Below are 19,615 nucleotides of genomic sequence, written 5' to 3' on the forward strand. Positions count from 1 at the left end.
GCCTGAAAAATCATTTTTCAGGCTGCGATTAGGGCGCATTGACATTACAGCAGGAACATAGTCGCCAAACTCAAGAAAATCAGAAAACCGCCAGAATCCGTTACCGCTGTAATCAAAACAGAACTACCCAGCGCAGGGTCTTTGCCCAGTTTTTCCATGGTTACAGGAATCATCACGCCCAACACGGCGGCGAGCAACAAATTCAGCGTCATCGCGGCAACCATCACCAAGCCAATGCCGATATTTTTGTATAACCAAAACGACACCAGCCCCATCACGCTGCCCCAAATCAAGCCATTTACCAGCGCAACGCCGATTTCTTTTTTCAATAAGCGCATGGCTTGCTGTGTGGAAATCTGCGCGTTTGCCATGGCACGGACAATCATCGTAATTGTTTGGTTGCCTGAATTGCCGCCAATCCCTGCCACAATCGGCATTAATGCGGCAAGCGCGACAATCTGCGAAATGGAATCAGAAAATGCGCCAATCACGCGGCTGGCAACAAACGCCGTCATCAAATTCACAGCAAGCCACACCCAACGGTTTTTCACGGAATCCCACACGGGCGCAAACAGGTCTTCTTCGTCTTTCAAACCTGCCATGTTCAACATATCCGCTTCGGTTTCTTCGCGGATAACGTCCACCATTTCATCGACTGTTAATCGAGCAATCAGCTTGCGGTTTTCATCTACCACGGGCGCGGTTACCAAGTCGTAACGCTCAAACGCGGCGGCGGCTTCTTCCACGTCTTCTTCGGGGCGGAATTTCACCACGTCTGTGGACATCACGTTTTCCACCAGTTCGTCCATATCGGCAACAAGCAAGCGGCGAATAGGCAACACGCCTTGCAGAATATCGTTATCGTCCACCACAAAAATTTTATCGGTGTGGTCGGGCAGGCTTTCAAAGCGGCGCAGATAACGCAACACGACTTCACAAGTTACGTCCGCCCGAATGCTGACAATCTCAAAATCCATCACTGCGCCGACTTGATTATCTTCATACGACATCACGGCTTGGACTTGGGCGCGTTCTTCTTCGTCCAAATCTTTCAGTACTTCGTGAACCACGTTTTCAGGCAGCGCGTCTGCTAATTCAGCTAAGTCGTCCGTGTCCATGTCTTCCACGGCGGCAACCAGCTCTTCTTTATTCATTGCCTCAATCAGGCTTTCGCGCACTGCGTCTGACACTTCCAGCAAAACGTCGCCGTCTTCTTCTGGAATGGCGAGTTTCCACACCAATACGCGCTCTTTGGGCGGCAAACTTTCCAGCACGGTTGCCACGTCGGCAGGGTGCAGCTCATGCAAAATGCCAATCAGCATTTGTAAATTGGCGTTGGCGTGGGGTTCGGCTAGGGTGTTGTCATCTTGAATTTGCGCGTAGTGCGGCAGCAAATGGCTGGCGAGTTTGTGAATATGCTCGATGTCTGAAGCCAAGCGTTCAGAATCGTGATTGGTTTCGGTTTGATGTTCCATGAAAAGCTCCGCCTGCCTGTGCAGGGTTGCTTTCAGGCAGGATTAGATGATTTGTGGGAATTTGAACAAGCTACAACTGGGGAGGTCGTCCATGATAATTTTGAAATCTGTTTATAAAGAGTTGAAAACGGCGCGTATTTTACACGCTTTGAATGTGAACGGTGGCAGTTTTGGTGTATTTTGTTAAAAAATATCAAACTTTGTTTTTCAGGCTGCGTGGGAGGGTTTTCGGCGTATACTTCACGCAACTTTAAGTTAATTCGTAGGTCGGATACTTGTATCCAACATTCCTCAATTTTATGCACAAATTAGTTTGATTAAAGAATTGTCGGATTCAAGAATCCGACCTACACTTGTTTCTGATTATTTTTGTAACCAAACCATGAACACAACCATTCCCCCATTCAACCAAATCAAAGACCCCATTCCACCGCGCTGGTTATCAGGTGGCAACCGCGAAACTCTCTACGCCAAAGCCCTGCAACGCCCTACCCCCATGTATCGCCGCGAATTACTGCCCGACAGTTTTGGCGAAGACGACGTGGCTTACGATTTTGTTGATTCTGCCGACCCAAACGCGCCTTGCGTTGTGCTATTTCACGGTTTGGAAGGCAGCAGCCACAGCCATTACGCCGTGGAACTGATGTACGCCGTACAAGAACTCGGCTGGAACGGCGTAGTTGCCCACTTTCGCAGTTGCAGTGGCGTGAAATCCAAACGCACCTATCACAGTGGCGACACACGCGAAGCCGCGCACACTTTGAACTTGCTCGCACAACGCTATCCCACTTTGTACGCAGCAGGCGTTTCCATGGGTGGCAACGTGTTAGCCAAATATTTAGGCGAACAGGGCGATAAAGCCTTGCCCAAAGCAGCCGTTACCATTTCCACCCCGTTTGACTTACAAGCCGCAGGCGACGCGTTGGAACAAGGCATTCCGCGCTTGCTCTACACCCAATATTTTTTAAGCTCACTGCTGAAAAAAGTGCCACCAGCCGACCACAAAATCAAATCACTCGGCGATTTTGATAATACTTATACTGCCCCCTTGCACGGTTTCACCGACCGCGAAGACTACTATCGCCGCGCGTCTGCCAAACCCTATCTGCGTGATATTGCCGTGCCAACGCTGCTGATTAACGCCAAAAACGACCCATTTGTGCCAGCGTGGTCTTTGCCGACTATGCAAGATGTTTCAGGCTGCGTTCAGTTAATGCAGCCTGAACATGGCGGACATGTCGGTTTTGTAACAGGTTCAGGGCGCGGCAATTTGCGTTGGCTGCCTGAAACGGTTTTATCGTTTTTCTTAAAGCAAGCAGCCTGAAAAAAAGACAGTCAAAACGACTGTCTTTTTTTCAGGCTGCCAATAATTTTTGGATTTCTGTTTCCATTTCAAACGGCGTTACGCTTGGCGCAAATCGTGCCACCACTTCGCCTTTTCGGTTTACTAAAAATTTCGTGAAATTCCATTTGATGTCTGCACCTTCACGTTTTTCGCCAAACGATGCCAGTTTCAGCAAAAAATCTTTGAACACGTGATTACCCAAATCTTCAGGCTGCTGTTGTTTCAAATAAGCATACAGCGGATGTGTATTTTCGCCATTCACTTCAATTTTGTTGAAAATGGTAAATTGCGTACCGAATTTCATTTGGCAAACTTTGGCGTATTCCGCGCCATTTTCAGGGGCTTGTTCGCGGAATTGATTGCAAGGAAAATCTAAAATTTCCAAACCTTGTTCACGATATTTTGCGTATAAACTTTGCAGTTCTTCATATTGTGGAGTTAAGCCGCAGCGTGTAGCGGTGTTCACAATCAGCAAAACTTTGCCTTGATAATCGTTTAGGGATTTGTCTTCGCCTTGAGCAGTTTGTAGTGTGAAATCGTATAAAGTAGTCATATTGTTATCCATAAAAATGCAGCCTGAAAAAGTTTTCAGGCTGCATTTGTCTTAAAAATTAAGATTTACGCAAAGAAATCACGATAGACGCTGTGCGGTTTTTCCAGTTGATTGGAATCACGAAAGAACGGTCTTTACGTGGCAACAAGATTTCATCAGGTGCGCCACGCAATACGATTGGTACAGAAATTTCAAATTCTTCACCAAATTCGCTGCGTGCATTACCTGCGATGGTGTTTGCCACTTCGCCCACCAAGTCAATCATGAACGCTTCGCTCATTTCGTGTTCGCCCATCAAAATCAACAAGCGTTCCAACAACTCTTTAGGTGCTGTGAAGTACACGATACCTTTTTGTTTGCCAGAAATTGCAATCACGCCAGTGAAATCTTTTGCAGATGGTACTGAGTTTTCAACCAAATAAGGTGTGCCAACGACCAATTCATCAGGTTCCATCACTTGGTTAAAGTACTTTTGTACACCCTCCAAGAATACTTGTAATTTTTCTTCTTTCATTTTACTTTCCTTATTCTAACATTTCGTCAAGAGCTTCAAATAAATCTTCATCGGTAAACGGTTTACAGATAAAACCACGTGCACCTAATTGCAGGGCTTTAATGCCAGTCGCTTTATCCGACAGTGCTGAAATTACCAAAATATTGGCATTTTCATCAAAGTTAGTTAATTCATAGATACATTCCAAACCGTCCATTTTCGGCATGGTCAAATCCATGGTAACCAAATCAGGTTGATGTTGCTTATACAACTCCAATGCTTCTAAACCGTTGGTTGCTGTCGCAACAACTTCAAAATCCATTTTAGTAGAACCGCGTGAAATACGGTTACGGATTACGTTAGAGTCATCAACAATAAGTAATTTTTTAGACATAGTGTCCTCGTTCACAAATTAAGATTTTTTAGGGAAAGTGAAATTAAAACGTGTGTATGAACCCGCGTGAGTTGAAACGCCAATTTTACCACCTAATGCTGAAATACGGTCTTTAATGATGTCCAAGCCAACACCGCGACCTGCATCTTCAGTTGATTTGTCTAAGGTAGAGAAACCAGGACTGAAAATCAATGCCAGCAAATCTTTGCTAGTCAAATTAGCTGCTTCAGCTTCTGTGCATTTACCCAAACGAACAGCTTTGGCGCGGATTGCTTCGTAATCCAAACCTTTACCGTCGTCTTCCAAAACCAAAGTGTATTGACCATCTTGTTCAGTCAATTCCATGCGAACATGGCCTGTTTGCAATTTACGTTTAGTTTGGCGCTCTTCAGGTGTTTCAATACCGTGAACAACTGCGTTACGCAACAATTGAACAGCGATTTCGCGAACAATTGAATCAGTATCTTCATCGTGTGTTTCTTCGATACCCACGTAGCTGAAATCCACATTTTTGTGATTACGTTCAGCCAATTCAGAAACGAATTTCGCGTAGTAGTTAGCCAAAGTGTGTTTTTCTTCTGCTGCACCTTGACCTGAAATCAATGGAGAGCTACCGCCCAAACGAGATTCCAAATCCTCAATGGTTTGAGTCAATTTCATCAACTCTTCCAAGTGAACGGCTAAACCCAAGAAGTGTTCACCAGACAAGGTGGCTACTTTACCCAAGCGGTTCAATTCGTTTTCCAAGTTTTCAGCCAATACGGTAAAACCGTGCAGTTTCAATGTAGAGGCTTCACCTTTCATACTGTGTACTTCACGGAAGATGGTGTCTACTTTACTGCGCAATTCTGCTTGGCGTTCACCAGGTGCTTTCAACGTGTTGTTGATGTTGGTGTTGCGACGTTTTACGTTGCGTACGAAATCATCAACCAAACGACGGTCAGCTTGCAAAATAGTACTCAACATTTCCAATTGAACGTCATTTTGTTCACGTTCTTGTTCGATTTTTTGTTCCAGCAATACGGCGTTGGTTACGTCTGATACACCTACCAGCACGCGTGTAATTTCGCCTTCGGTATAAACTCGATTGAATTTAAAGTCTAAGTAACGGTGTTCGTTTTTAGATTGACCTGGCAATGTAACTGGCTGACGGTTCAATGGGTTCAAGCTGGCAATCAAACGTTCTTTTGTGCGTGGGTTATATAACTGACCGATGAATGCGTGTGTTGTATTCAAGTCTTCTTCAGTAATCAAGCCAGCCAAAACGTCCAACAAGTTTTTACCACCCAAGTTGGTTTGACCTACCAAGTTTTCCAACTCTTTAGAATATTGCGAACCAATGTTCAAGTCACGGTCAAGCAGGAACAAACCTGTATTCACCGTATCCATGATTTCTGTGGTTTCACGACGTGCTGCTTCAGCCTCTTGGTCAGATGCCACCAATTTACGTATGAAGTAGAACAAGAATGCTACCAAGTACAAAATCGCAGCCAACACGCCAACACCTTGTGCAGTTGTCAATGCGTTGTTGGCAGCGGCTGATGATTTTTCTGTTTCGGTATACAGCTCATTCACGTTTTGTGTGATTGGCTCTTCCGCACTTTGTGCACGCAATACTGCCAAGTCCAATGGCGTTGAAGTAGCAGTTGGTGAAGTGGCTGTTTTCAGATAGTTATCAATATCTGCATTCAATGGATCATACGCCGCTTTAATGTTATTTAAGTGTTCTACATAATGACCACTCAAAGCATTAATTGTTACTGTAAAACCATCGCCCAGCGTATATTCACCACCATTACGCAAAGTTTCTTGAGATTTAATCACACGGCTTTGTGCATCTTTCAAGTTGTTCAATGTATTAGCAATGTGTGGACTGTTCGGGTCTTCACCGTAAGACAGCTTTAATGCATAAAGTTGTTGCTGAATGGTTTTTACTGCCAATTGCAAATCATTTACCACCTCCGCAGTTTGCGTGTTAAGACGTGCGTTCCGCGCCAAGAAGATAGAGGCACCCAACATACCCACCAACAGGACCAAGAACACCGAAATAGAAATAATCAAGTCGCGATACCGCATAAATGCGGCATTTTTACTACTTGATTGCGCTGCTTTTTTATCTGCCGCCATAGTAGTTTCCCTTATTTTGATTGAAAAAACTTTAAAAATCTGATTTTTGAGCAAATAATTGCTTTTTGTCTCAAATTTTAAAGATACTTTAAAGACTTTATAATTATATGTTAAAACAAAAATATTCAAAACCGAATTTTGTAGCCTTTTGTTAATTTTACTTGCTGTTTAGCTTGCTTTGTTTACAAAATGCAACGCTTGTTCTACATATATTTATGGCATATTTTTCAGGCTGCGATTTTAAATAATCAATCGCAGCCTGAAAAAATATTATCGCTTATTCAAAATTCAAAATGGCAGACGTATAAACGTTTTGCACGTCATCTAAACTTTCTAAAGCGTCAATCAGTTTTTGCATTTTTTCTGCTTCTGCGCCTTCTAACTCTGTAGTGTTTTGCGCGCGCATGGTAACGTCACCATCTTCTGATTTGAAGCCTACTTCTTCTAATGCGGCTTTGATTTGCGCCCAATCGGTTGGTGCAGTAATCACTTCAATAATACCTTCTTCGTCCACAATCACGTCTTCCGCGCCCGCTTCCAATGCAGCTTCCATTAAAGCGTCTTCATCTGCGTTGGCAAAAACCAAATAGCCTTGGTGCACGAAGTTGAATGCCACACAGCCGTCTGTGCCTAAGTTGCCACCGTTTTTGGTGAATGCATGGCGAACGTCTGCAACGGTGCGGGTTTTGTTGTCAGTCATGCAATCAACCATCACTGCTGCGCCGCCAATGCCGTAGCCTTCGTAACGCAATTCGATGTATTCCACGCCTTCCAAGTTGCCTGTGCCTTTATCAATGGCGCGTTGCACATTGTCTTTTGGCATGTTATTGTCCCATGCTTTGTCCATGGCTAAACGCAGGCGTGGGTTTGAGTTTGGGTCGCCGCCGCCCAATTTTGCGGCTACGGTGATTTCTTTAATCAATTTTGTGAAAATACGTCCGCGTTGGGCATCTACGCGTGCTTTTTTGTGTTGGATATTCGCCCACTTGCTATGACCTGCCATTGTGTCTCTCCGATAATTTGATAATGGGATTTGTTGCCTTTTCAGGCTGCATTTAAACGGGTAATTTTATCATATTTTGCTTGTGTTTTTTTCAGGCTGCCTGAAGAATGTGGATATTGCGTCAAATTTTTCGTGATTAATTTGTTTTTTGTAAGGCTTTATAGGCTATAATACGCGTGAATTTTTGATAAGAATTGTCAAATATATTTGCTTGACTGTTAGTTTTGCTTTATTTATATTGACATCCTTTTTCACGGTGAATGAACGTGGGTGCAATTATTCGGTTTCAGTGGGTTGGTTTGGTGGTTTTGACTGCGATTTGCTGGACTTTGGTGGGTTTTCAGGCTGCGATTTCTTTGGCTTTGGGTGGGGTTTCTTATGCTGTGCCTAGCACTTTATCGGCATTAGTTTTAAAACTTTCGAGCAAACAAGCGCAATATGCGCCGCTTGGTTTTGTGATTTCGGAAGGTTTAAAAGTAATTCTGGCGTTGATTTTGATGACAGCTATTTTTGTCTTCTATAAAGAAATTCGTTTTATCCCTTACTTATTGGGACTATTATTCGCCAGTCATTTTGTTTTTTTATTTTTTTTGAGAGTTCATCGTTATGGCAAGCAGTGAAGCATTAACACCCGCCGCGTATATCAAACACCACTTGCAAAGTTTGACAAGTTTGTCTGATGTTACCGAAGGTCAGGGCTTACAAAATATCGCGGATTTTTCTTTTGTGAATTTAGATGCGATTTTTTATGGGGTATTACTGGGCGTGGTGGTTTGTTATGTTCTGCGTCAGGCGGCATTGAAGGCAACTTCTGGCGTTCCTGGCCGTTTTCAGGCTGCAGTTGAATTGCTGTTTGAATTTGTGGACGATATGTGTAAAAGCATTATTCACAATGAGCAATCTCGCAAAGTGATTGCGCCTGTTGGCTTGACGATTTTTACATGGGTTTTAGCGATGAATGCCATGGATATGTTGCCTGTGGACTTCTTGCCACGTGTGTTCCAAGGGATGACGGGTGAACACCATGCCTTGATGCGTGTTGTGCCAACAGCTGATTTGAATACCGGCTTGGCTTTGGCTTCTGGCGTATTGCTTTTGTGTTTCTACTACAACATCAAAATCAAAGGCTTGGGCGGCTGGAGTCATGAGTTAATCTCTGCGCCATTTGGTACTTCTAATCTGTACGCAAAAATTGTTTTGATGCCAATTAACTTTGCGATGAATGTGTTGGAGTTTTTCTCTAAAACAGTTTCGCATGGTATGCGGTTGTTTGGTAATATGTATGCAGGTGAATTGGTGTTCTTGCTGATTGCGTTGCTGGGCGGTGCTTGGGCAAGCTCTGGCAGCGTTAGTCTTTTAGACCCTATTTTATTTGTATTCCATATTTTGGCCGGTTTAGCGTGGGCAATTTTCCATATTTTGGTTATTACATTGCAGGCGTTTATTTTCATGGCTTTGACCTTTGTTTACCTGGGTCAGGCACATGACCATCACTAAGTTTTTTGTTGTTTCTTTCCTTTCTTTTTAATCTAGGAGTTTTATTATGGGCTTAATTGCTATCGCTTGTGGTTTAATCGTTGCTTTGGGTGCTTTAGGTGCATCTATTGGTATCGCAATGGTGGGTTCTAAATATTTGGAATCTTCTGCTCGTCAGCCAGAATTGATGAATCCTTTGCAAACTAAATTGTTCTTGATTGCTGGTTTGATTGATGCAGCATTCTTGATTGGTGTTGCGATTGCGTTGTTGTTTGCCTTTGTTAATCCATTCGGTGGCGCATAATTTTAAGCTCTTCCGTTTTGTTTGATTAACCCCTATACGAGGGCAGGTAAAGTGAATTTAAATGCAACCTTAATTGCACAACTTATCGTGTTCCTTGGCTTATGTGCTTTCACTATTAAATATGTGTGGCCGCCTATTGCCAAGGCTTTAGATGAGCGTGCAAATAAAATCGCTGAAGGCTTGGCTGCTGCTGAACGTGGCAAAAGCGATTTTGAACAAGCCGAAAAGAAAGTTGCAGAACTCTTGACCGAAGGTCGCAATCAAGTTGCAGAGATGGTGGCTAACGCAGAAAAACGTGCTGCTCAAATTGTAGAGGACGCTAAAGTTCAGGCTGCAAACGAGGCTGCTCGTATTACAGCACAAGCAAAAGCTGACGCTGAACAAGAAATGGGTCGCGCACGCGAGGCTTTGCGTGAACAAGTGGCTATTTTGGCAGTGAAAGGTGCTGAATCTATTTTGCGTAGCGAAATCAATGAGAAACAGCATGCTAAGATGTTAGGTGCCTTGAAACAGGAGCTGTAATCTTATGATAGAGTTCGCAACCGTTGCTCGTCCTTATGCCAAAGCTATTTTTGAGTTGGCAACTGAAAAAGGAGTGGCGCAAAGTTGGTCTGAAGGGCTTAAACAACTGGCTTGGCTGGTTCAACAACCTCAAGTAGTTTCTATTATTAATCAAGTTGATATAGATTCTGTAAAAAAAGCGAGTGAATTGCTGCGCTTGTTGAAAGATGTTGAAGTGGCAAAATCAGCTGAATTCAAAAATTTTGTGAGTATTGTCGCAACGGAAAAACGCTTGCTGACATTGCCAAATATTTTTGAATTGTATGAAGAAATGGTTTTGGCGAGCCAAAATGCTCAAAAAGCTATTATTTATACGGCTTATCCAGTTGCAAGCGAAGGTCAGCATGCCAAAATCATTAGTGATTTAGAGCAGCATTTTCATGTTAGTCTACAAGCTACTTTTATTACAGAGCCAGAATTGATTGGCGGCATTAAAGTAGTTGTAGGCGACAAAGTTTTAGATTTGTCGGTGCAAGGTAAATTAAAAAACTTGTATACGACTCTGACAAATTAGGAGCGTTTCATGCAGATTAATCCTGCTGAAATCAGCGAGTTGCTGAAAGCTAAGATTGAAAAATTGAATACTCGTCAAGAAAACCACACTCGCGGTACAGTGATTTCTGTAACAGATGGTATCGTTCGTGTTTATGGTTTGTCTGACGTAATGCAAGGGGAAATGTTAGAGTTCCCTGGCAATGTTTTTGGTCTGGCAATGAACTTGGAACGCGATTCTGTTGGTGCGGTTGTGCTGGGTGAATACGAGCACATCAAAGAAGGCGACGAAGTGAAATGTACGGGTCGCATTTTGGAAGTGCCAACTGGTCGTGAATTAGTTGGGCGTGTGGTGAATGCATTGGGTCAGCCTATTGATGGTAAAGGTCCTATCAATGCAGCAAGCACTGCACCGATTGAAAAAATCGCTCCAGGTGTGATTGCACGTAAATCTGTTGACCAACCTATGCAAACAGGTTTGAAAGCAATTGACTCTATGGTGCCGATTGGTCGTGGTCAGCGTGAGTTGATTATTGGTGACCGTCAAACAGGTAAAACAGCCGTTGCTTTGGACGCGATTGTGAACCAAAAAGGTACAGGCGTTATCTGTATTTATGTGGCAATCGGTCAAAAAGCGTCTTCTATTGCGAACGTGGTTCGTCAATTAGAAGCACAAGGCGCAATGGAACACACCATTATTGTGGCAGCCACTGCTTCTGAAGCAGCTGCATTGCAATACATTGCACCATATTCAGGCTGCACAATGGGCGAATTCTTCCGCGACCGCGGTGAAGATGCTCTGATTATTTATGATGACTTGTCTAAACAAGCCGTTGCGTATCGTCAAATTTCATTGTTGTTGCGTCGTCCACCTGGTCGTGAAGCATATCCAGGCGACGTGTTCTACTTGCACTCTCGCTTGTTGGAACGTGCAGCGCGTATCAATGCTAATGAAGTTGAAAAACTGACTAACGGCGAAGTGAAAGGCAAAACAGGCTCTTTAACTGCCTTGCCAATCATTGAAACGCAAGCAGGCGACGTATCTGCATTCGTACCAACCAACGTAATTTCTATTACAGACGGTCAAATTTTCTTGGAAACTGACTTGTTTAACTCAGGTATTCGTCCAGCGATTAACGCAGGTATTTCTGTGTCTCGCGTGGGTGGTGCTGCACAAACTAAAGTTATCAAAAAATTGGGCGGTGGTATTCGTTTGGCTTTGGCTCAATATCGTGAATTGGCAGCATTTGCACAGTTCGCATCAGACTTAGACGATGCAACACGTAAACAACTACAACACGGTGAAGTAGTTACTGAATTGATGAAACAAAAACAATTCAGCACTCTGAGCGTTGCTGAAATGGCTTTGACATTGTGGGCGATTAACAACAACTCTTACTCAGATGTACCAGTGGCAAAAGCATTGGCATTTGAAGCAGAATTTTTGAACTACGTTCGCACGCAACACCCTGATACATTGAGCGAAGTAAACCAATCAGGTGCTTTGTCTGATGAAACAGAACAAGTGTGGAAAAAAGCCATTGAATCCTTTAAGACTTCGTATAACTACGCTGCTTAAAGATTAGTTTATAAGGAGTCTTAAAATGGCAGTAGGAAAAGAGATTCTTACCAAAATTCGTAGTGTGCAAAATACCCAAAAAATCACCAAAGCGATGCAAATGGTATCAACCTCTAAAATGCGCAAGACTCAAGAACGGATGCGCTTGGCGCGACCTTATGCCGACAAAGTTCGGTTGGTTATGAACCGCTTAGCGCAAACGCATACTGACCACGGCATTAAATTGCTGGAGCAGCATGAAACCAAAAATCGCGTTGGATTTATTTTAATCACAACTGATAAAGGTTTGTGCGGTGGTTTGAATGCAAACGTGCTAAAAAAATTCTTCGCGCAAGTGCAAGAATACCAATCTCAAGGTATTGAAGTTGATGTCGTTTGTTTTGGTAGCAAGGGTTTATTAGCTTGCCAACGAGTTGGGCTGAATGTTGTAGCCAGCGTAACCAATTTGGGCGACACGCCTAAAATGGAAGTGCTGCTCGGTGCATTAACCGAAGTTTTCCAACGCTATGAAAAACGCGAGTTAGATACCATTCACTTGGTTAGTTCACGTTTTATCAACACCATGAAACAAGAGCCGTGTTCTGAAATTCTGTTGCCAATTGGCGAAGAAGTTTTGAATGAAGACGATGAAGCTCACTATAGCTGGGATTACACTTATGAACCTAGCCCTGTTGCCGTGTTGGAATACTTATTGCGCCGCTATCTAGAATCTGTTGTTTATCAAGCATTAAGCGAAAATATGGCTGCCGAACAAGCAGCGCGTATGGTTGCCATGAAAGCAGCAACAGATAACGCAGGTAGTGCAATTAAAGAATTGCGTTTGGTTTACAACAAATCACGTCAAGCAGCCATTACGACAGAATTAACTGAAATTGTGGCAGGTGCGGCTGCTGTATAAAAAGCAGCCTGAACAAATTAGAGTTAGGATACGAGAATGAGCCAAGGCAAAATCGTACAAATTATTGGCGCAGTAGTGGACGTGGAATTTCCACGCGACTCTATTCCGCGCGTTTACGATGCATTGAAATTGGTTGAAGTTGATTTGACTTTGGAAGTTCAACAACAACTGGGCGATGGCATTGTACGTACCATTGCAATGGGTACAACAGACGGTCTGAAACGTGGCTTTACCGCAAACAATACAGGCGCACCAATCACAGTGCCAGTAGGTAAAGCAACATTAGGTCGTATTATGGACGTATTAGGCAATCCTGTTGATGAAGCTGGCGACATTGGTTCAGACCAAACTCGCGCCATTCACCAATCGGCACCAAAATTTGATGAATTGTCTAGTGCAACCGAATTGCTAGAAACAGGTATTAAAGTGATTGACTTGCTTTGCCCATTTGCAAAAGGCGGTAAAGTGGGCTTGTTCGGCGGTGCAGGTGTTGGCAAAACTGTGAACATGATGGAGTTGATTAACAACATCGCCAAAGCGCACAGTGGTTTGTCAGTATTTGCAGGCGTGGGCGAACGCACTCGCGAAGGTAACGACTTCTATCACGAGATGAAAGAATCAAACGTGTTGGATAAAGTTGCCATGGTGTACGGTCAAATGAACGAACCGCCAGGTAACCGCTTGCGCGTTGCCTTGACTGGTTTGACTATGGCAGAACACTTCCGCGATGAAAAAGACGAAAACGGCAAAGGTCGTGACGTATTATTCTTCGTGGATAACATCTACCGCTACACATTGGCAGGTACAGAAGTATCCGCATTGTTAGGTCGTATGCCATCAGCAGTAGGTTACCAACCAACATTGGCTGAAGAAATGGGTCGTTTGCAAGAACGTATTACTTCAACGCAAACAGGCTCTATTACTTCTATTCAAGCCGTATATGTGCCAGCCGATGACTTGACTGACCCATCGCCAGCCACCACATTCGCCCACTTGGACGCGACCGTAGTATTGAGCCGTGATATTGCCTCTTTGGGTATTTACCCTGCAGTAGACCCATTGGATTCAACATCACGTCAATTAGACCCAATGGTTTTAGGTCAAGAACATTATGACGTAGCGCGTGGCGTGCAATCTACTTTGCAAAAATACAAAGAATTGCGCGACATTATCGCCATTTTGGGTATGGACGAATTGTCTGACGAAGACAAATTAACCGTTGCCCGTGCGCGTAAAATCCAACGTTTCTTGTCTCAACCGTTCCACGTTGCCGAAGTGTTTACAGGTTCACCAGGTAAATACGTTCCATTGCGCGACACGATTGCAGGCTTCAAAGCCATTTTGAGCGGCGAATACGACCACTTGCCAGAACAAGCGTTCTACATGGTGGGCGGCATTGAAGAAGCTGTTGAAAAAGCCAAAACCGTAAACTAAGGAGATAGGCATGAGTGTCATGCACGTTGAAGTAGTGAGTGGCGAAGAGAATATTTATTCAGGTAAAGCCAGCTTTGTGGTTGTTCCAACCGTAGCTGGCGAACTGGGTATTTTCCCTCGCCATGAACCAATCATGAGTTTGGTTCGACCAGGTGCATTGCGTTTAACCGTGCCTAATTCTCAGGAAGAAGTCTTGGTTGCAGTATCGGGCGGTGTGCTGGAAGTGCAGCCTGATAAAATCACGGTTTTAGCCGATGTTGCTATTCGCAGCGCAGAAATGGACGCAGCGCGTGCTGAAGAAGCGAAACGTGCCGCAGAAAATAATCTGTCGCAAGCGAAAGACGGCGAAGCAAAAGCAAAAGCCCAAGCTGCATTAGCAGCGGCAATTGCAGAGCTGAAAACATTGGATTACTTGCGTAATCGCAAAAAATAAGCAGTCTAAAAAGCAGCCTGAAAATATTTTTTCAGGCTGCTTTTGTTTTAATAATGCGGTGGTACTTCATCAGCCAAACTGTATGGCTTGCTGTTTGCACTTTCAGATTGCTGCTGCATTTTATTGTATAACACGCGAAGCTGCGCTTGCTGCAAATCCAGCGCGTCTTGCATTTTGGCAACAGTATCATTTAATGATTGCAACAGTTCATCTTGCAACGCTACACGGATTTCTAATTCAATTATTCGGTCTTCAAGTTCGTTCATTTTGATGTTCTCATAAAATTTCAGGCTGCCTGAATATAATCAAGCAACCTGAAATTATAGCGGATTATTTACAAAACTAACGATGCAATCCAACCCGCAATAAACAGCGGAATATTGTAGTGCAAGAAAGTTGGGATTACGCTATCGCGCATGTGGTCGTGTTGACCGTCCACATTCAAGCCCATTGTTGGACCTAATGTAGAGTCAGACGCTGGCGAACCTGCATCGCCCAATGCACCTGCTGTACCGATAATCGCCACAGTTGCCAAAGGCGAAAAACCTAAGCCCACGCACAATGGCACATAAATCGCAGTAATAATCGGCAAAGTGGAGAACGAACTACCAATCCCCATAGTTACCAACAAACCAACCATCAACATGGCAAATGCTGCCGCCGCTTTGCTACCCGCAAACATAGATGCGCTCGCTTCAACCAATGGCTGAATTTGGTTGGTCGCTTTCATCACTTCCGCGAAACCTTGTGCTGCAATCATGATAAAGCCCACCATCGCCATCATTTGAATACCTTTGTTGAACACACTATCTGCGTCCGAACGGCGAACCACGCCCAACATCATAAACACTGAAAAGCCCAACAAAGCACCCAACATCAACGCGTCGCTGTAAATCAACTGAATGGCAAAGCAAGCCAAAATCGCCACGCCCGCCACCACGCTGCGGTAGGTAGAAACTTCAGGTGTTTTTGCGGCAGAAGTTTCATTGTCAGTATCCACTTGTCTATCTTGATAAATGCGCGGTTTGCGATAGTGAACAAATGCCAGCAGCAAGCCTGTAAGCATACCCAAAGCAGGAATTGCCATAGCTTGCATAATATTGATGTTTTTCACGTCCAAGCCAGCTTTAGCAATGTTTGCCAACAAAATTTCATTCAAGAAAATCGCACCGAAACCGTATGGCAAAAACATATAAGTGGTGGTTAAACCAAACGTCATCACGCAAGCCAGCAAACGGCGGTCGATTTGCAAACGGTTAAACATCATCAACAATGGCGGTACAATCATTGGAATAAACGCAATGTGAATTGGCACAATGTTTTGGCTCATAATGCCCATTGCCAACACACCTAGCAACAAGCTCCATTTAACTGCATTCACACCAGACGGAATCACATCTTTGCGACCTTGCGCATCAATTTTGCGAATCACTGCACCTGCCACTTGGTGTGGTAAACCAGAGTGAGAAATCGCCATCGCAAACGCGCCCAGCATCGCATACGACAAGGCAATCCCTGCACCATTTTGCAGACCAGATTGAAAATGCGACATCACGCCTTTTTGTGTAACCGTACCCGCTGCATCCACAATATCCGTTAAAGGCAAGCCTGCCGACAAACCGCCAGCAAATGCCCCAATTACCAAACTCAAAACAACGTGAACCCGCGATACCGATAAAACCAGCATCACAATCACGCCTATCATGACAGCATTCATAGCTTTTTCCTTTCTTATTTTTCAGGCTGCGTTTTGCAACCCATGTATGTTAATTTATTTTAATATATGAAACATTTTACAACAAAATAACATCATAAATTAACATAAATTAACAACTCAATAGTAAACTTCATTTTCAGGCTGCATTTATTAGAATATTTCTTGCTAATTTATCAATTTCGCGCAATAAAATTATTCGCAGCCTGAAAAAATCATTCCAAAACGTCCCAATTTTGGTCGTTTACGCGAACACCATCGCCAAATGGTCTATCCTTGCGCGGACGCTCATTGTCAAACGCACGTACAAACTCCATCAATTCCGCATCAGAAACAGGCAAGTGTTCCAAATCGTCCACAGAAAAGCCCTCTGCATAGCGGCTTTCGCTGACAGGCAGTCCTGTCGCAGCCTGAAAAAACTCCACATGATTGATTTTAAATTTTGCCCAGCTATCGTCCAGTAACTCCAATAACGCCGCATTTTCCTGCGCAAATAACGCCAATTGCTCCTCACTCGCTTCAGGCTGCCAACTGCGCAAACGTTCAATATTCATCATTTTCTCCATAAAAACATTGCAATAAATTAACTTATTCAATCAAAATAATGATAAAATTCAGGTTAATTTTCTATCAGTGATGTATACAGCTGCATTTTAAGACATCATTGAGGATATTGACACACTTCAATTTAAAACTTTAAGGAGTACTTATGGATGAAGAAATGATGGTTCCCCTCCTTCTCGCCGTTGGTGTCGTCTGTGGTTTAGTTGCTTTTTTAGTTAAAAACAAACAAAAATCAGGCGATAGCAATAGCAAAAAAGGTCGTGGTTCTCCTTCTGCTAAAAAGAAAGCAAAAGGTAAAAAATCTAAAAATGATGTTGATGATGAGCCAATAGAAAAAACTGATGAATCATCAGAAGCTGCTGAAGAAAATTGGGAAGAATGGGGCTCTGCCACTGCTTCTGCAAACGTGGTTGATGATACCAAAGTTTCCGTTCAAGACGTAGACGCACTAACCGAATTCAACGTATACAAACAGTTCGGTTACTATGACAAAGCAGCCACTTCATTAGCTGCATACATGGAAAAAACACAACGTCGCGATAGCCAAATGGCGAACGACTTGGTTTCTCTGTGGTTGCAAGCTAAAGATGTAGAAGCAGCAGCCAGCGCAATTGCACAACAGCAAGATTTGTTATCTACTGAAGAATTAACCGAATATATCAAACAAGGCTTAGCCCTAGATGAAAACCATTTGGGTTTACGCGTATTAGCTGAAACCAAATTGGGTTGGACAGTTAAGAAAACTGCTGAAGAGATTGGCGAAAAAGCTGCACCACAGCAAGCAGCCAAACCAGAAGCACCTACTCGTCGCAAATCCAATGCAGAAATCGAAGCAGCCGCAGCTGCAGCCGCTCTTGCTGCACGTAAACCACTTATTGCTGGTAACGGTGTGATTTCCAACATTACCAACGATGAAAAAGGTGCAGTTTTGGCATTTATGCAGCCTGAACAAGGTGTGAAATTACTGAAAGACTCTTTGAGCTACGACGCTGCAATCAAATACTTGAACAAAGCTATTCGCAGTTCAGACAAACCAGCTTCATTGCTGATTGATGCTTTGACTTTGGACTACCACGCTAAAAATATCAATGGTTTCGCAGGACACTTGTGGAACTTGTATTACAGCTTAGGCAAATATGGTCGCCAAGTAAAAGAACGTATGTTGGGCTGGGGCTACAGCATGGGTCAGCACCCAGTGTTTGAACAACTGGAAAATAATCCAAATGAAGCGATTTTGCGCGATTTGGGTATTCAACAAGGTTGGTTAGACGGTGGCAGCCTGAAAAAAGCTCGCTATCAAGCATTAGTAACAGAAAAAGCAGACGTATCTGGTGAACCTAGAACTGCCGCAGAACGTATCTTGAAAGAAGCTGAATCTTTACTAATGTATGGTCAGTTAGAAGGCTCTATGGAAATGCTTGAAAAAGCAATTATTGACCATCCACAAGAGTCGCAACTTTATATTACCTTGTTTGACTTGTATGAACGCGCAGAAGAGTGGGAACGCTTAGAAAATCTGCTTCAAGAACTTCGCGGTCAAGTTCAAACATTACCAGAAGAAGTGGTATTGGCAATGAGCCAATTACTGCAACGATTAAATAACGGCTCATTCGGACACTAATAATGATGAATCAAGACTTACCACGTGTAAAAACGGTGAAATTGTTGTTTGTTGCCATGGACGACCAGCAACAAGCCATGTTCAAAATGGCATTTAAGATGCACAGCACAACAAACTATCAAGTAATTAACTCTGGTTCAGGTGAAAAACCAGATTTGGTTATTGTTGATGGTGATAGCCCAAATGGTTTAGCTACTTGGCAAAAAGCCAAAAATACCTTTTCAGGCAACGTTGTGGTGTATTTCTCTAAATCACCACCTTCAGTAACCGCACCTTATCTTGCTAAACCGATTAAATTTGATACGCTCTTCTTAAGTTTGCGTAACTTATTGCAAGGTAACGGCGTATGGGTTGTTCGTAGCGGTAGCGTACCACAAGCGAATAACCCATTAGCTGCGCAATCTGCTTCAGCAGCACAGCCGGCAGCCTCAGCACAAAATGCCAATAGAACAGGTGAAGTAGTTATTCCTCGCTTTGACCCTCGTGTCGGCGTGTTAGGTGCTTTCCGTGATGCCATTGCTCATCAACGCGATACTGCTATCTTAATTGATGACAAGCCTGTATTAGCCGTATTCCCAGCAGCACAAAAAGTTTGGGTTGCAGTAGATTCAGAGCAATTAAAAGCCTTCTGTCGTCAAGAGCACCCAAATATTAAATTGAAACAAATTCCTGAAGGTAGCAACATTCAAGAGCGTTGTAATGCAACTGTTACTTCTTGCATGTGGCAAGTTGCCCTATGGACAGCAAACGGACGCTTGGTACACCCTATTAATCCAAATACCGTATTTAGATTAAAAAGCTGGCCAAACTTAACTCGTTTAACACCAGTGCCTGAGTCTATGCGCTTATCAGCATTTCTAACGAAAACATCTGTTAGTTTAAATATGCTTTATAAATTAATGCCTTTAGACATGGCTGATATTTTGAACTACATTGCAGCAACTTATTTGACAGATTATTTAACAGTTACTCAACAAGTTAATGAAACTGCTCAATCTGCAAAACATGCCACAGTAAACACAGCAACAGCAGCCCCTCGCCAAGAACAGGTCAAAGCGGCAACTGCTTCTGCTAGTCATGCTCAACAAAAATCAGGTGGCTTGTTAAGTCGTTTAATGAAAAAATTGCTGAATAAATAAGAGGTATTTA

The 19,615-nt window shown here is 43.4% G+C and carries 21 protein-coding genes; 12 read left to right on the forward strand and 9 right to left on the reverse strand.

Going from position 1 to position 19,615, the window contains the following annotated elements; all coding sequences use genetic code 11:
• Positions 1 to 44: 44 nt before the first annotated feature.
• The gene (gene mgtE, locus QEO93_RS06635; protein WP_032136905.1) at positions 45 to 1,475 is read right to left on the reverse strand and encodes a magnesium transporter; all 1,431 of its coding nucleotides are present in this window, start codon (positions 1,473 to 1,475) and stop codon (positions 45 to 47) included.
• Between the two features lie 382 nt (positions 1,476 to 1,857).
• Here mgtE and QEO93_RS06640 point away from each other — a divergent pair, with 382 nt between their 5' ends.
• Positions 1,858 to 2,799, forward strand: a complete 942-nt coding sequence (locus tag QEO93_RS06640; RefSeq protein ID WP_044250104.1) for a YheT family hydrolase — start codon at positions 1,858 to 1,860, stop codon at positions 2,797 to 2,799.
• A gap of 31 nt (positions 2,800 to 2,830) precedes the next feature.
• Here QEO93_RS06640 and QEO93_RS06645 read toward each other — a convergent pair whose 3' ends face one another.
• From QEO93_RS06645 to QEO93_RS06665, 5 genes are all read right to left on the reverse strand, one after another.
• The gene (locus QEO93_RS06645; protein ID WP_089152885.1) at positions 2,831 to 3,373 is read right to left on the reverse strand and encodes a glutathione peroxidase; all 543 of its coding nucleotides are present in this window, start codon (positions 3,371 to 3,373) and stop codon (positions 2,831 to 2,833) included.
• Positions 3,374 to 3,431: 58 nt separating this feature from the next.
• On the reverse strand, positions 3,432 to 3,887 hold the full coding sequence (locus QEO93_RS06650) for a chemotaxis protein CheX (RefSeq protein WP_032136903.1): 456 nt from the start codon (positions 3,885 to 3,887) through the stop codon (positions 3,432 to 3,434).
• Between the two features lie 10 nt (positions 3,888 to 3,897).
• Positions 3,898 to 4,260 (reverse strand): response regulator, encoded by a 363-nt coding sequence (locus tag QEO93_RS06655; protein ID WP_032136902.1) that lies wholly within the window; start codon positions 4,258 to 4,260, stop codon positions 3,898 to 3,900.
• 18 nt (positions 4,261 to 4,278) lie between these two features.
• Complete coding sequence (locus QEO93_RS06660) at positions 4,279 to 6,387, reverse strand: ATP-binding protein (RefSeq protein WP_085815666.1); 2,109 nt, start codon at positions 6,385 to 6,387, stop codon at positions 4,279 to 4,281.
• Between the two features lie 277 nt (positions 6,388 to 6,664).
• Complete coding sequence (locus QEO93_RS06665; protein WP_085815667.1) at positions 6,665 to 7,390, reverse strand: YebC/PmpR family DNA-binding transcriptional regulator; 726 nt, start codon at positions 7,388 to 7,390, stop codon at positions 6,665 to 6,667.
• Positions 7,391 to 7,656: 266 nt separating this feature from the next.
• Here QEO93_RS06665 and QEO93_RS06670 point away from each other — a divergent pair, with 266 nt between their 5' ends.
• Genes QEO93_RS06670 through QEO93_RS06710 form a run of 9 tightly spaced genes read left to right on the forward strand, consistent with a single transcriptional unit; the run spans position 7,657 to position 14,567 of the window.
• Entirely contained in the window at positions 7,657 to 8,010 is a 354-nt protein-coding gene (locus QEO93_RS06670) for an ATP synthase subunit I (RefSeq protein WP_245190632.1), read from the forward strand.
• Positions 7,997 to 8,887, forward strand: a complete 891-nt coding sequence (atpB, locus tag QEO93_RS06675; RefSeq protein WP_032136898.1) for a F0F1 ATP synthase subunit A — start codon at positions 7,997 to 7,999, stop codon at positions 8,885 to 8,887. The genes QEO93_RS06670 and atpB overlap by 14 nt, the downstream gene beginning before the upstream one ends.
• A 46-nt stretch (positions 8,888 to 8,933) precedes the next feature.
• Positions 8,934 to 9,170 carry a F0F1 ATP synthase subunit C gene (gene atpE, locus QEO93_RS06680; RefSeq protein ID WP_032136897.1) on the forward strand — a complete coding sequence of 79 codons (237 nt, stop codon included), beginning with the start codon at positions 8,934 to 8,936 and terminating at the stop codon, positions 9,168 to 9,170.
• 51 nt (positions 9,171 to 9,221) lie between these two features.
• Positions 9,222 to 9,692 (forward strand): F0F1 ATP synthase subunit B, encoded by a 471-nt coding sequence (locus tag QEO93_RS06685; protein ID WP_032136896.1) that lies wholly within the window; start codon positions 9,222 to 9,224, stop codon positions 9,690 to 9,692.
• Positions 9,693 to 9,696: 4 nt separating this feature from the next.
• Positions 9,697 to 10,245, forward strand: coding sequence for a F0F1 ATP synthase subunit delta (locus tag QEO93_RS06690; RefSeq protein ID WP_032136895.1), 549 nt, complete (start codon positions 9,697 to 9,699; stop codon positions 10,243 to 10,245).
• A 9-nt stretch (positions 10,246 to 10,254) separates the two neighbouring features.
• Complete coding sequence (gene atpA, locus QEO93_RS06695) at positions 10,255 to 11,802, forward strand: F0F1 ATP synthase subunit alpha (protein WP_085815668.1); 1,548 nt, start codon at positions 10,255 to 10,257, stop codon at positions 11,800 to 11,802.
• Positions 11,803 to 11,827: 25 nt separating this feature from the next.
• Positions 11,828 to 12,700, forward strand: a complete 873-nt coding sequence (gene atpG, locus QEO93_RS06700) for a F0F1 ATP synthase subunit gamma (RefSeq protein WP_032136893.1) — start codon at positions 11,828 to 11,830, stop codon at positions 12,698 to 12,700.
• 36 nt (positions 12,701 to 12,736) lie between these two features.
• Positions 12,737 to 14,134: a F0F1 ATP synthase subunit beta gene (gene atpD, locus QEO93_RS06705; RefSeq protein ID WP_032136892.1), complete on the forward strand. Its 1,398-nt coding sequence runs from the start codon at positions 12,737 to 12,739 to the stop codon at positions 14,132 to 14,134.
• 10 nt (positions 14,135 to 14,144) lie between these two features.
• On the forward strand, positions 14,145 to 14,567 hold the full coding sequence (locus tag QEO93_RS06710; protein ID WP_032136891.1) for a F0F1 ATP synthase subunit epsilon: 423 nt from the start codon (positions 14,145 to 14,147) through the stop codon (positions 14,565 to 14,567).
• Positions 14,568 to 14,614: 47 nt separating this feature from the next.
• Here QEO93_RS06710 and QEO93_RS06715 read toward each other — a convergent pair whose 3' ends face one another.
• The 3 genes from QEO93_RS06715 to QEO93_RS06725 all read right to left on the reverse strand — a co-directional run bounded on the left by QEO93_RS06715 (position 14,615) and on the right by QEO93_RS06725 (position 16,835).
• Positions 14,615 to 14,833 carry a SlyX family protein gene (locus QEO93_RS06715; RefSeq protein ID WP_032136890.1) on the reverse strand — a complete coding sequence of 73 codons (219 nt, stop codon included), beginning with the start codon at positions 14,831 to 14,833 and terminating at the stop codon, positions 14,615 to 14,617.
• A 68-nt stretch (positions 14,834 to 14,901) separates the two neighbouring features.
• Entirely contained in the window at positions 14,902 to 16,284 is a 1,383-nt protein-coding gene (locus QEO93_RS06720; protein ID WP_032136889.1) for a Na+/H+ antiporter family protein, read from the reverse strand.
• Positions 16,285 to 16,496: 212 nt separating this feature from the next.
• Positions 16,497 to 16,835: a hypothetical protein gene (locus QEO93_RS06725; protein ID WP_044250107.1), complete on the reverse strand. Its 339-nt coding sequence runs from the start codon at positions 16,833 to 16,835 to the stop codon at positions 16,497 to 16,499.
• A gap of 155 nt (positions 16,836 to 16,990) precedes the next feature.
• On the opposite strand from QEO93_RS06725, the gene QEO93_RS06730 reads away from it, so the two are divergent.
• Entirely contained in the window at positions 16,991 to 18,466 is a 1,476-nt protein-coding gene (locus QEO93_RS06730; protein ID WP_032136888.1) for a hypothetical protein, read from the forward strand.
• A gap of 5 nt (positions 18,467 to 18,471) precedes the next feature.
• On the forward strand, positions 18,472 to 19,605 hold the full coding sequence (locus QEO93_RS06735; RefSeq protein ID WP_032136924.1) for a DNA-binding transcriptional response regulator: 1,134 nt from the start codon (positions 18,472 to 18,474) through the stop codon (positions 19,603 to 19,605).
• The last annotated feature ends 10 nt before the right edge of the window (positions 19,606 to 19,615 follow it).

It is taken from the genome of Kingella negevensis, assembly GCF_030177895.1.
Classification (GTDB): Bacteria; Pseudomonadota; Gammaproteobacteria; order Burkholderiales; family Neisseriaceae; genus Kingella_C; species Kingella_C negevensis.